Origin of the sequence: Microlunatus flavus, assembly GCF_900110855.1 — a bacterium.
GTDB lineage: Bacteria > Actinomycetota > Actinomycetes > Propionibacteriales > Propionibacteriaceae > Microlunatus > Microlunatus flavus.
Genome location: NZ_FOFA01000006.1, coordinates 246455 through 258944 on the forward strand (window position 1 = coordinate 246455; position 12490 = coordinate 258944).

A 12490-nucleotide genomic window follows, 5' to 3' on the forward strand; every position below is an offset into this window, starting at 1 on the left:
CGCAACGACGAGGAGGACCAGGTGACGGTGGACGAGGCTCCAGCCCTTGTCGAGAAGGCTCCCGACCCGGCCGTGCCGTACGGGCTCGTGGACTGCGACGTCCACCCGCTGATGGCCGAGGGCATGGCCTCCCTGCGTCCGTACCTCTCCGCCGCCGGCGCCCGCCGGCTCGGCCTGGACGGGCGTCGGTCGCTCGCGGCCGGCGGGTACCGGGAGGCGGTCTCGGTGCCCCGCAACACGCTGTTCGTCAACCAGGCCGGTGTCCTGCGGGCCGACGCCACCTCCCCCGGCGGCGCGGCTCCCGGCGCCGACCCGGCGCACACGGCCCACCAGCTCCTCGACGGTCTCGGCGTGGACCGCGCCGTGCTCATCGGCGGCGAGGTCCTCGGCCTGGGCGCGATGCCGGACCCGGACAACGCGGCGCTGATCGCCTCCGCCTACAACGACTGGCTGGCCGCCACCTGGCTGTCCGCGGACCCGCGCTACCGCGGCACCATCACCGTGGGCGCCCGGGACCCGGAGCAGGCGGCCGCCGAGATCCGACGCTGCGCCGCGGACGAACGGTTCGTCGCCGTGCTGCTGCCCATGACCGACGTGCTGCTCGGCGAGCGCCACTTCCACCCGATCTACGCCGCGGCCGCCGAGGCCGGGCTGCCGGTCACCGTGCACCCGAACTCCGGGGAGGGGATCTTCCGCACCTCCCCGTCCTGGGCCGGTGGCTCCCCCACCTACTACGTCGAGTGGCACACCGGCCTCAGCCAGGTCTTCGCGGCCAACCTCGTGAGCCTGGTCTGCCACGGCGTCTTCGAGCGCTTCCCCACCCTGAAGGTCGTGGTCACCGAGGGCGGGATCGGCTGGCTCCCCGACGTCATGTGGCGCCTGGACAAGAACGTGCGCAGCCTGCGCGACGAGGTCCCGTGGCTGCGGCGGCTGCCCAGCGAGTACATCGTCGACCACGTCCGCCTCACCACCCAGCCGATGCCGGAGCCTGCCCGCCGCGCCCACCTGCACGCCCTGTGCGAGATCGTGCACGCCGAGCGCACGCTCATGTTCAGCTCCGACTACCCGCACTGGGACTTCGACGACCCCAAGCACGCGCTGACCACCCTGCCGGCCGGGGTGCGCGACCGGGTCCGCGCCGCCAACGCCGTGGAGACGTACGGACCGCGCCTCTGAGCCGAGCGAGCGCCGGCACGGGTGGGGTCGCGCCCGTGGCCCCCTTCGCGACCAGGCGGTGCGCGGGGTCCGGGGTCCGGCGCTACAGCCCCGTGATCAGCTGCAGGAAGTGCTCGGTGAAGGCGTCCACGTCCACCGCGGCGGCCACGCGGGCGTTGGCGGGCGGCGGGTCGGCCGACTCGCGGACGTCGGTGATCATGACCCCGCGCGCCGGCCCTTCGCCCGTGACGACGTCGAGCGCCACCTCGCGGAGCTCCACCAGGTCGGGGCGCGACACCACGGCCATGGCGAGCGGGTCGTGCATCGCGCACGAGTCGGCGTCGAGCGCGTTGCCGGGGTTGCGGGCCGCGACGTGGTCGATCCACGCGAGGGTCGACTCGCCGGCGAAGGGCGCGAAGGGCGAGTCCGCCTCGAGCATCCGCCGGGCGTGCTCGCGGGTCAGGCGCACCTGGAGCGTCACGTCGAGCCCGACCCAGCGCTGCGGCATGCCGGAGCGCAGGACGGCCTGCGCGGCCTCCGGGTCGACCCAGACGTTGAACTCCCCCGGCAGGTCCCGGGTGGGCATGGTCTGGAAGAAGACGCCGCCCATGATCACGATCTCGCGGACGTTCTGCGCCAGCCTCGGCTCCAGGCTGAGCGCGGCCGCGACGTTCGTGAGCGGGCCGATCGCGACGACGGTGATCTCGCCCGGGTTGGCCATCACCAGCTCGGCGATCGCGGCGGCGGCGTAGCCCGGGGTCGGCGGGGCCACCGTGGCGCGCAGGGCCTCCACGTGGTCGGCGGGACGCCGGACCCCCTGGGGACGCGTGAGCGCGGCCGCGGCTCCCTTGACCACGGGGACGTCGCCGAGGTCGAGGCGACGGGCGAGCTCGGCGGTGAGGATCGTCGCCGACTCGACGTCGGTGTTGCCGTTGACCGTGGTGATCAGCTCGAGGGTGATGTCCGGGTCGGCGTGGGCCAGCGCCAGCGCGAAGCCGTCATCGATGTCGGAGCCCGGGGCTCCCATCGCCAGGTCGGTGTCCAGGATGATGCGCGGCACGTGAGAGCTCTCTTCGGTCTGCGGTGCGTCGATGCTGACAGGTCCCCGACGAGGGCCACGAGCAGGATCCCCGTCGGTCGTGCCTGCCTAGCGCTCGGCCACCCCGTCAGGAGCGCCGGACGATCGTGCGTCGGTGGCGCGAGGCCGCGACAGGCGGTGCCGAGGCCTCGACCAGACCCCCGCGCGCGCTCTGGCTTCCGTAGGCTGATTCGCCGGGCCTGAGACAAGCTCAGGATGCCGTAGGGGCCGGAGGGCCGTCCAGCACGGCCTGAGCCGCCCGGCATCTCCTCGGCGCGGCGCAGCGAGAGCCGGTACGCGAGGGGCGACCTGTCCCCTGCCCTCGGGGTGCCCGGCTGGTCCCAGCTCGGGCCCTCGCAGAGGGAGGCGATCACCTCTCGACCGCTGCCGGAGTCAAGGCTTCGAACTCACGGGCGTGGTCGACGAGCCGGCGGCGGACCTCGACCTTCACGTCGGCCACTGCAGATCGCCTGAGCTCAAGGCGGCGGTGAAGCTCGTGAGCCAGTCGCGTTCGGCGCGGCGGCGGGCGAGCTGGAAGTGGTGCTCCGACAGGAAGATCGGGTTCTCGACGTCGGCCTCTGCAGCTGCCAGCGCGCTCTCGTCGGCGTCGATGGTGGCGGCGAGCCGGCTCGAGCGAAGCGTCAAGAGCTCGAGGACGCGGTCCCTGCCGAGTGGATACATGAAGGAGAGCGCGGCGGGCAGGCCGTCCGCATCGGCGTCAGCCGCGAGGGCGTCCTCCAGCCACACGGCGAGCTCTGCTCTTCCGCGCGCGGTGATGGTGAACGGGGTCCGCTCGGGCCGGTTCCCCGCGCGGGCGGGCTCGTTGGCCACGACCAGACCGGCGTCGTCCAGCCGTCGTACGGCGTCGTACAGCGACGTGAACCTGACGCCAGGCATCCGGTCGTAGGCACGCGCTCGGATCCGCTGTCGCATCGCGTAGGGGTGGAGGGGCTCTTCGCTGAGCATCCCGAGGACCACGACAGCGAGGGAGCTCTGCAGACGTCGGGCTGGCACGCCGCCAGCGTACGTCCTATGGTTGACACCTAATAATCGAAGTCAACTATGGGAGCGCTGGTGGTGGCGGTACAGAAGGCGCTGATCGTCGGTGCCGGGATCGCGGGACCCGCAGCCGCTCTCGCCCTGGCGAAGATCGGCGTCGAGTCGACGGTCGTCGAGTCGCATACGGGTCCAGCCGCAGGGGTCGGCGCGATCATCACCCTCGCCGGCAACGGTCTCGACGTGCTGCGCACCCTGGGCGCGGACGCCGCCGTCGTCTCCGCAGGCCAGCAGATCTCCGAGATCGTCATGTCCGACGACTCTGGACAGCCCTTCGCCCGCTTCCCGGGCGGCGGGCACGTGCTGCCCCGGGACGTGCTGGCGCAGATCGTCACCGAGAGGGCGACCACGAGCGGCGCGAGCGTGGTCTACGGACGACGGCTGGTCGAGATCAGTCCCGAGCACGACGCTGTGGTGGCACGCCTCGAGGACGGCACGGTGCTCGAGGCTGACGTGCTGATCGGCGCCGACGGCATCCACTCCACGGTGCGCAGGCTCCTCGACCCGCACGCCCCGGCACCGGTCTACGAGGGCCTCCTCGGCTTCGGTGCCCCGACCCACTCAGACAAGGTCCATGCCGAAGCCGGCGTGATGCACTTCGCGTTCGGGCGCCGCTTCCTCGGCTACTGGCGTCTGCCCGACGACCGTGTCTGCTGGTATGCGGCGCTGCCCCACGAGCAGCTCTCCCGCAAGCAGGTCGTCGCGGTCCCGCCGGAGGTGTGGCTCGAGCGTCTTCGGACCGAGTACGCCGAGCACGTACCGGCGAAGGACCTTCTCGCCGAGACCAGGAGCGCAGACCTCGTGGCGACCGGACCGACGCTGCGGATGCCACCGGTGCCGCGTTGGGCCGGAGATCGGGTGGTGCTCGTCGGCGATGCCGTCCACGCTCCGTCGTCCAGCTCGGGTCAGGGCGCCTCGATGGCGTTGGAGAGCGCGCTCGAGCTCGCTCGCTGCCTGCGGGACGCACGGGACGTCGATGCCGCCTTCCGTGCCTACGAGGCCATCCGCCGCCCACGCGTCGAAGCGGTCTCGGCCATCGCTGCGGCGGCGAACCGCGCGAAGGCGGGCGCCGGCAGCGCACCCGCTGCACCCCGGTTCGACCCGGTCGACCACCACATCGACTTCGAGGCTCGCGTCGCACTCCTCGACTGACCGGCGGGGCTCCTGCGTCTCCCACAGGCTCGTCGCCGTCGAGGTGACGACCAGGCCTGCCGGTGCAGCGGAGCGGTGGACGAGCCCGTGCGGTCGAGGGCCGGACCACCCACGGCGACTGCAGGGCAGCAGCACCTCTGACGACCGGCAGACGGTGCCCGGGACCGAGCCACGTCACGTGCTGCTCAGGACGGCTCCCCTGAGTCGGCGCCGAGCCGGTCCAGGACCGGGTAGGACCAGCCGCGGTCGTCCGGTCGGCGTCCGAACTGCAGGTCGGTGATGTGTCGGCGTAGCTCTGCGGTTCGTCGGCCGGGCTTCCCGCTCGCGACGGCGACCCGTGTGCCGGGTCCGCGCAGGGCGGTCACCGAGGTGATCACGGCGGCTGTTCCGGACGCGAACACCTCGACGATCGTGCCGTCGTCGATCCGGCCCACCAGCTCCTCCAGCGGGACCGGCCGCTCGACCGCCTGCAGCTGGTGGGCCTCCGCAAGAGCGAGGACCGTGTCTCGTGTGACGCCCGGCAGGATGGTGCCGAGGGACGGGGTCACCAGCTCGGCGTCACGGGTGACGATGAAGAGGTTCATCGTGCCGGACTCGTCGACGAAGGTCTCACCGCTGACGTCGATGGTGTGCAGGACCTGGTCGCAGCCGTGCTGCTTGGCCAGCGCCTGGGGCAGCAGGCTCGCCGCGTAGTTGCCGCCGCACTTGGCGGACCCCGTGCCGCCGCGCGCGGCGCGGGTGTGCTCCCGGTCGATCCACAGCGTGATGCCTGCACTGCCGGCGCTGAAGTAGGGGCCGGCTGGTGAGGCGACGACCCCGTATTCGACGTTCTGGGCGGGCCGGACCCCCAGGAACGCTTCCGCGGCGAACATGTAGGGACGCAGGTAGAGGCTGGCGTCGGTCGCCGGGTCCGGCACCCACGCAGCGTCGGCGCGGACGAGCTCGGCCACGCTCTCGACGAACAGCTCCGGCGGCAGCTCCGGGAGCGCCAGCCGGCGTGCCGAACGGACGAAGCGAGCGGCGTTCAGCTCGGGCCGGAAGAGCGCGACGCCACCGTCGGGCTGCCGGTACGCCTTGAGCCCCTCGAAGATCTCCTGCGCGTAATGGAGGACAGCGGTGCCCGGGTGGAGCTCGTACGGTCGCAGGCCGCACACCTCGGCACCGTGCCACCCCTCCTCGGGACTCCACCGGGCCCGCGCCATGTGGTCGGTGAAGTGGCGTCCGAACCCCGGGTCGGCCAGGATCGCGCGCCGCTCAGTCGCAGGGGTGGTGGCCGCCTGCGCGGCTCGGGCGAATCTTTGGGTCGGGACTGGGGTGCGGCGTCCGTCGGTTCTCTCAGAGCCGGTCATGCTCGTCCTTCACCCTCGGAAGCAGGGTGACGGCCACGACTGGTGCCACCGCGCAGGCGGCGAACGACGCCGGGTAGCCCACGACGCTCACCAGCCCCCCGAACAGGGGTCCGACCGCGGCCGCGGTGAGGAACTGGCCCGTGTTCTGCACGCCCAGCGCGCGTCCGGCCCACCGAGGTCCGGCTGCCTCGGCCACCGAGGTGAAGGCCAGTCCGTTGTCCGCGACCGACATGGTGGTGGCGACGACCAGGACGACCGCTGCGGCTTGCCACCCGAGAGCGTCGAACCCCGCGAGAGCCAGCATGGACACGCACACCCCGACGGCGATCCATCGCAGGGGTCGTACGCGGCTGCCGACCCGGTCGCTGAGGAGTCCGGCGCCGATGCGTCCGAGCGCCCCGACGAACTGCGACGCGCCGATCAGGGCCCCTGCCGCGAGGCTCGACCAGCCCAGCTCCGAGACGAGCCAGACCAGACCGAACAACGCGAGGGCGTACTGCGGCACCACGAGCAGCATCGACACCGCGTGGATCCGCCACAGGAACGACGAACCTCGGTAGGGGCTGGCGGCCGGGGCCTCCCCTTCCTCGAGTCGACGCGCGGGCGGGTTCACGATCCCGACCGCGCACACGCCTGCCAGCACGGCCGTCGTCACCGCCGAGACGGCCAGCGCGCTCGGGACGCTCGAGGCCGCCAACGTCGGGACGACGAGCGCGGCCACCGTCGTGCCCAGCGGCTGCGCCATCTGCCGGACGCCCATCGCGAGCCCGCGTCGGTGCTTCGGGAACCATCCCACGACCACACGTCCGCTCGCCGCGTTGGCGCTGCCGGCGGCCATGCCGCCGAGCACCAGGAAGATCGCCAGCGCCGGATAGCCGGGCGACAGCACTGCGCCGGTCGCCGCCAGCGCGGTGAGGCCCAGCCCGACCGAGATCACCCACCGCTCACCGATGCGGTCGGCCAGCGCCCCCCAGGCGACGAGGGTCAGCACGATGCCGAAGGTCGGAGCCGACGCCAGCAGGCCGGCCTGCGGCAGGGTCAGGCTCCCGGTCCGGCGAAGGACCGGGATGAGGAAGGCGGGCGTGGTGACGAAGACCGTCCCGGCCGTCTGCGCCGCGGTACCCAGCGCCAGCATGACCCATGGTCGCCGCCTCCGGGGCAGGTGCCCGACGTCGGCTGGTGCAGCGGAACTACTCGTCGGGAGCGGCGTCACGCTTCTTTGGTATACCGCTTCGGTATGCCGGTTCGCGGTGTCTCGGTCGTCGGATGGTCGGCGCGCCACCTACGCTGAGCGCGACATGACGACCGGTCGCAGAAGGGCCCCCGGAAGGCCGAGCCCACGAGGACACCGATGACTGGCTCCTCCCAGACCGTGCAGCTGTACGAACGGCTCCGGACCGCCGTGCTGAGCCTGGACCTGCTGCCCGGAGCGCGCGTCAGCGAGCGCGGGATCGAGGGCGCGTACGGCGCCTCCCGCACCCCGACACGTGCTGCTCTGGTCCGCCTGGAGGCCGAGGGGCTCGTGCGCCGAGAGGGCCGGGGCTGGATCGTGTCGCCCATCGATCTCGACGAGCTCCGTGCTCTCGGTGAGTTCAGGGAAGCCGTCGAGGCAGCTGGCGTGCGGTTGGCTGTGCGGCTCGCGACGGACCTGGACATCGCTGCGCTGCGGGCGCTCGTCGACGCGAGCGAGGCCGCCGTCGACGAGGACGAAGGGGTGAAGACCGGGAGCGACTTCCACCTGCACCTCGTGCAGCTGTCGGGCAACGTCTTTCTCGTCGACGCCGTCCAGGGCTCGCTGACGCGGCTGGCCCGTACCCGCTGGCTGCAGGTGCGCACCGCAGAGGCCCGTCGGGTCGCGCGCTCCGAGCACCGGGAGATCGTCGACGCCGTCGCCGCCCGGGACGCGGAGCAGGCGAGCCTTCTGCTGCAGGGCCACATCCGCGACACGAACACGCGCCTGCTGGACCTGCTCGCCGACCAGAGCCGGACCTACCGGTTGAACGGCCTGGCCGTGGTGGGCTCTCGCTAGGCCATGGACCTCCTCGTACACCCCTGACCTCGTGCCGCGCGGTGAGCGGGCTCGGTCGGACGAGGCGTACCGCACCTGCTTCCAGCCCGTCAGCGCAGACGAGGGACGCGTCGGCGCCGCTCGCCGACGAGACCGACGAGACCGACGAGCGAGGCGGCCCCCCTCGGCGGGCGCCCTGGCCACCTGAGCCGATCGAGGGTTGGCGTCCCGACGTCGACCCGTGCGGGGGCGAGCAGGACAGGACCCGGAGGACTTCCTTGACCACACGACACCACGGCCATCGCCTCGCCGCCACGGTCGCAGCCGCCCTGACCCTCGCCGGGCTGGTCGGCGTTGCGCCCGCCCAGGCCGCGCAGACGACGAACCCCAACGCCAGCTACCTCGTCGTCTACGACAACAACGTCGAGAACATGCTGTCGCCCACCGACTGTCCCGACACGAACCCGGACAAGAACGACTTCGAGAAGCTGTTCGCCTACATCAAGGCGCAGCCCTACAGCCCGGACGTCTTCACCGTTCAGCAGATCTCGAACCAGGCGAAGCTCGACGCGCTCACACAGCGCATGACCACCGAGCTCCCCGGGACCTACAAGAGCGTGATCGCCATCGCAAACCCGAACTCCGGTGACACGTCGACGGGCGCCTGCACCAAGCAGCACCAGACGAATGCGGTCGTCTACCGTTCCGACCGGCTCACCGTTCGGTCGACGCTCACCTGGCGTTCGGACTCGCCCGGCGACCAAGAGGACTCGGTCGGCCCATGCCGGAACAACGAGGGCGGGTTCCAGGAGCGCACCGAGAACGTCGCAGTCAGGCTCACCGACAACCTGGCCAAGAAAGCCGTGATCGTCGCGTCCGTCCACTGGCCCACGAAGAAGTCCTCGAACGGTCCCCTGTGCGCCGGCGAGAACATCACCGAGGTGAACGACCGGACAGCGGAGCTCGGCACCAAGATCCTCACGATCGTCGGCGGTGACACCAACGCCCGGGTGACTCAGGGACGGGAGCCCTGGGGTGCCAAGGCGCAGAAGCTCGGCTTCAAGGACGGGTACGGCTTCCGCGACGCATGCGGCAGCGCGTCGTGCAACGCACCAGGCACCTTCACCGACGGACGCCGGATCGACTTCCTGCTCAGCAAGGGCGGCCCGGACATCACCAACCCGGTCACCATCTCGCGGGCGGCCGCCGGAGGCCGGTACTCCGACCACCTGGCCCTCAAGGTCAGCGTCAAGTACTGAGGAGTCGCGGCACGCCGACTCCTGCAGGCCGTCAGCGACGGCGCAGAGGAGACCCAGAGGCAGGTGACGGAGGCGCTGAGCCAGCGCGGACGGCGGGGAGTCGTGCGGCCCAGATGCGGCCTGAGGCCTCGCATGAGGTCGGCACCGATGTTCTCGCTGAGCATCCGCCCTGGTAAGAGCGGATTTCTTCGAGTAGCCCCGACGGGATTCGAACCCGCGCTACCGCCTTGAGAGCGCGTCCAGGCGCGTTTTTCGACTTCTTCCAACGCTTGTCGGAGACCTGTGAAAGTGTTCATGACTAGGTACGATAATCCTGATCGTCACTGTCAGGTGTTGTCGGTCTTCTGCGCCGCTTCGCGGCCTCGTGCGGCCTACTGACCCCCACAATGCATGTAATCGAACACTTTGGGTCTATCGCCGCCCGGCCCAACGCGGGGCTATGTCTAAGTCGCACAGAGTGCCGCTCTTGCTCGTCTGCGTGAGTTTGGCCAGACCGCTGCCTGACTTCGAGGGCATGGACGTCCGCACCCAGGCCGTGTCGGTGAGCGGAACCCTCGATCCCGTACCCGACGTGACCGGCGTGCTCGTCGACCTGGTGCTTCAGGGCGATCCCACCCTGAAGCCGGTCGCCCTCGGCGATCCACAGCTGCAGGCGGATCCCCCGTTGTCGATGTACGGGTTCGGCGTGGCAAGTGGGGCCTGGGGAGGGGTGCTGGCCGACCTCGTGACCGTGCCGTTCGCCAACGCGATGCTGGTGCCGCTGCCGCAGACCGTGGACCCCGTGGACGCGGCGAGCAGTGCCGACACTCTTAGCGACGCCTACCGCCTTGTGGCCCCGCAGCTGGACGTAGTGCGCAGCCATCCGGACGGATCACGCGTCATCGCGCTCGGCTCGGTCGAACGGTCGAGCCCGTTCAGCGCGAGCGTTCCGCTCTTCGTCGGACTGATGACCCGCGCGCTGCTCCCCGGGTCGGAGCTCCTGCTGATCGACGAGAGGAAGTGGGTCCGTGAGCGAGCCGAGCAGCTGGGCTTCGAGGCCGCCCCGGCCAGGAGGTCGACAGGGGCTCGGGCGCCGTTGGTCGTGGACTGCAGCGCCAGCCAACGGGGGCTGGGGCTCGCCCTGGCCGCGGTCGCCGACGACGGCGTCTGCAGCTTTGCGGGCACGTTGCACGGGTCTGTGCCGATCCCGGCCAGCCTGATGTTCGGACGCAACGTGACGCTTCGCATCGCCCGGAGCCACGTCCGCGAGGTCATCCCTCAGGTGCTCGGCCTCCTGGCCGCTCGCGAGGTCGAGCTCGGGGGTGTCATCACCCAGCGGGGCTCGTTCGGCGACGCCGTCGCCGCGCTGGACGCTCATTTTCGCGGCCGCGAGCTCAAGACCGTGCTGAGCCTGACCTGATCGTCTCGCGCAACGCGCTCAGCGGCGCTCCGGGGCCCAGGCCCGGCCCTGCGGGTGCAGAGCGGCCGTCAGCGGGCCGAGGAGGTCTTCGACGACCGTCGCGGGTCGGCTGTCGGCGTTGAGGCCGAGGATGTAGTGGCTGAGCACGGTCCCTGCGACCACGTAGGCCGCAGCGCGCGCGCGACGTTCGCGGTGGGGTCCGATCAGCCGGTCCGCCAGCGCGACGACGAGCTCACGCTCGAGGTACCCACGCATGGCCAGGCGCTGGGCGTCGTCCTGCAACGCAGCCAGGGCCAGGGACCGCAACGGCGGACCCGTCCGCGGGTCTTCCCACACGCCGATGACGCCTAGCAGCAGCCGTTCTGCATCGATGACCCCGTTCCGTGTAGCGGCTTCGACGACATCGCCAGGTCCTACCGGCACGTCGACCGCGGCGGCGAAGAGCTTGCGCTTCGAGCCGAAGTGGTACTTGATCAGTGCGGCGTCGACCCCGCAGGCCCGGGCAACCCCTCGAAGGGTCGTCCGTGCGTAGCCGAGCTCGGTGAATTGACGCCGCGCCTCGGCGAGGAGTCGATCTCTGGCGTCGGTGCGACCACCTCGAGGACGTCCGCGTCCCGCGGACGTCCTTCCACCACGCAGCTCCGCGGCGTCGTCCATATTCATCGCCGTTGATGCTAGGCCTCGTTCGCACCGACCATCGACGCATGACCCACAGCACCGGGACGCCACGGGGTGGCGTCGTCGCGGGCCGCCACCCCGTTCCCACTGCGTTCGACGCCCGCACCTCAGCACGCCGCGACCTGGTGCCGACGCGGAGCACGAAGCCGTCCGCCGAGGAAGGCCGGTGCACCACGCCGGTCCTCCGTCGCCGGCCGCGCCGGTACACAGGGGCGCGCAGTGGTCCCCGGCGCTCGGCGGCAGGCCATTCGGTGGGAGTGCTCAGCCGACGAGCGCATCCCGATCCCGACGTGCGGGTACCGCCCTTCGAGCACGCCGTCGGTGATCACCACGCCTCCGCGAGACTCGAAGCCGCCCCGACGGGTGTCGAGACGGTCCTCCACGAGCTGGTCGGGAGCGGCCCGTCGGGCCCGCCACCGAGCTGGCAGGTCCGAAGACTCACCGCATGGAGGATCTCGTACGGGCCTGTCCTCCGCGGATCCACCGACGGCGCCCGACCGTGCCTGTACTGCTTCCGCGACCTGGGGTACGCACCTACCGACCCGGTGCCGACCTGTGCGCCGCGCGACTCGTCGGGCGCCAGACCTGGGAGGAGTTCCTCACGCTCCACCTCGCGAGCTCATCGGATCACGAGGGCCCGGGCCTTCCGCGACGCTCCGGGATCGCGGTGACGACGAGGTGAAGGGGTCGATCCGGCCAGGAGACGGCACGGACGTCGATCGCTGCGTCGCGCTGTGGACGACGGTGATCGTCGACAGGGACGGACCCGACAAGAGCGCGTCCGTCGTCGAGCGCGCGTACGAGGCCTTCGGCCGACAGCGGCTGCGCTTCGCCGTGGTGGGAGCGGTGCCGGTCGCCTTCGGGCTTACGCTGGTCAAGGAGCCCGGGGTCGCGCTGCTGTCGAGGCTCTGCGTCGATCCGTCGACGACGTCACGCGGTCTGGGCAGCGCGCTGGTCGCCGACGCGATCGAGCACGCAGCCGCGTCCCGCTTCGCTCGCGTCGAGCTCCAGGTGCGCGAGACCAACATCCGCGCGATGAGGGTTTAAGCGCGAGCCGGGTTCGTACCCGTCTCGGATCCCTGGGTCTACGACTACGGCGACCGCGTCGTGACCTGGTCGCTCGACCTGCGGACGAACCTCGACGCCGAAGGTCCGGGGACACGCGGCCGCCAACAGCTGCCGCTGCTTCTCGTCGTCGATCACCACCAGGACGACCCCGCCGGCAAGGAGAAGACATGAGTAGCGGCTTCAGGCCTTCGTCGCGCCTCCGTCCCGATCGAGGAGCAGGTCCTCGACGACCTGCGCCCGGCGTCAGAGATCCGGTCTCACCCGAGGACGGCGGCAACGACGACGCCG

At 71.3% G+C, this 12490-nt stretch carries 12 protein-coding genes; 7 read left to right on the forward strand and 5 right to left on the reverse strand.

Annotated elements, in window-relative coordinates; genetic code table 11:
- Positions 1-21: 21 nt before the first annotated feature.
- The gene (locus BMY04_RS15000) at positions 22-1176 is read left to right on the forward strand and encodes an amidohydrolase family protein (protein WP_170854166.1); all 1155 of its coding nucleotides are present in this window, start codon (positions 22-24) and stop codon (positions 1174-1176) included.
- Between the two features lie 82 nt (positions 1177-1258).
- On the opposite strand, the gene BMY04_RS15005 is transcribed toward BMY04_RS15000, so the two are convergent.
- Together BMY04_RS15005 and BMY04_RS15010 are read right to left on the reverse strand one after the other, a co-directional pair.
- Positions 1259-2215 carry a nucleoside hydrolase gene (locus tag BMY04_RS15005; RefSeq protein WP_091182381.1) on the reverse strand — a complete coding sequence of 319 codons (957 nt, stop codon included), beginning with the start codon at positions 2213-2215 and terminating at the stop codon, positions 1259-1261.
- A gap of 465 nt (positions 2216-2680) precedes the next feature.
- Positions 2681-3211, reverse strand: a complete 531-nt coding sequence (locus tag BMY04_RS15010) for a PadR family transcriptional regulator (protein ID WP_139209878.1) — start codon at positions 3209-3211, stop codon at positions 2681-2683.
- A gap of 84 nt (positions 3212-3295) precedes the next feature.
- Between BMY04_RS15010 and BMY04_RS15015 the strand changes: the two genes are divergently transcribed.
- On the forward strand, positions 3296-4441 hold the full coding sequence (locus BMY04_RS15015) for an FAD-dependent oxidoreductase (RefSeq protein ID WP_091182384.1): 1146 nt from the start codon (positions 3296-3298) through the stop codon (positions 4439-4441).
- Between the two features lie 185 nt (positions 4442-4626).
- On the opposite strand, the gene BMY04_RS15020 is transcribed toward BMY04_RS15015, so the two are convergent.
- Both BMY04_RS15020 and BMY04_RS15025 read right to left on the reverse strand, forming a co-directional pair.
- Positions 4627-5790: a branched-chain amino acid aminotransferase gene (locus BMY04_RS15020; RefSeq protein ID WP_091182386.1), complete on the reverse strand. Its 1164-nt coding sequence runs from the start codon at positions 5788-5790 to the stop codon at positions 4627-4629.
- Positions 5777-6925 carry an MFS transporter gene (locus BMY04_RS15025; protein ID WP_091182388.1) on the reverse strand — a complete coding sequence of 383 codons (1149 nt, stop codon included), beginning with the start codon at positions 6923-6925 and terminating at the stop codon, positions 5777-5779. The genes BMY04_RS15020 and BMY04_RS15025 overlap by 14 nt, the downstream gene beginning before the upstream one ends.
- Positions 6926-7141: 216 nt before the next feature.
- Here BMY04_RS15025 and BMY04_RS15030 point away from each other — a divergent pair, with 216 nt between their 5' ends.
- The 3 genes from BMY04_RS15030 (at position 7142) to BMY04_RS15040 (ending at position 10456) form a co-directional block, all read left to right on the forward strand.
- A complete protein-coding gene (locus BMY04_RS15030; protein ID WP_091182390.1) occupies positions 7142-7819 on the forward strand; it encodes a GntR family transcriptional regulator in 678 nt (225 codons plus the stop codon).
- A gap of 257 nt (positions 7820-8076) precedes the next feature.
- Positions 8077-9057, forward strand: a complete 981-nt coding sequence (locus tag BMY04_RS15035; protein WP_091182391.1) for an exonuclease/endonuclease/phosphatase family protein — start codon at positions 8077-8079, stop codon at positions 9055-9057.
- Between the two features lie 571 nt (positions 9058-9628).
- The gene (locus BMY04_RS15040) at positions 9629-10456 is read left to right on the forward strand and encodes an MDR/zinc-dependent alcohol dehydrogenase-like family protein (protein WP_170854167.1); all 828 of its coding nucleotides are present in this window, start codon (positions 9629-9631) and stop codon (positions 10454-10456) included.
- Positions 10457-10474: 18 nt separating this feature from the next.
- Here BMY04_RS15040 and BMY04_RS15045 read toward each other — a convergent pair whose 3' ends face one another.
- A complete protein-coding gene (locus tag BMY04_RS15045) occupies positions 10475-11119 on the reverse strand; it encodes a TetR/AcrR family transcriptional regulator (protein WP_091182395.1) in 645 nt (214 codons plus the stop codon).
- Positions 11120-11878: 759 nt separating this feature from the next.
- Between BMY04_RS15045 and BMY04_RS22840 the strand changes: the two genes are divergently transcribed.
- Together BMY04_RS22840 and BMY04_RS23550 are read left to right on the forward strand one after the other, a co-directional pair.
- Positions 11879-12181 (forward strand): GNAT family N-acetyltransferase, encoded by a 303-nt coding sequence (locus BMY04_RS22840; protein WP_170854168.1) that lies wholly within the window; start codon positions 11879-11881, stop codon positions 12179-12181.
- 60 nt (positions 12182-12241) lie between these two features.
- Positions 12242-12373 (forward strand): hypothetical protein, encoded by a 132-nt coding sequence (locus BMY04_RS23550; RefSeq protein WP_269766227.1) that lies wholly within the window; start codon positions 12242-12244, stop codon positions 12371-12373.
- Positions 12374-12490: the final 117 nt, after the last annotated feature.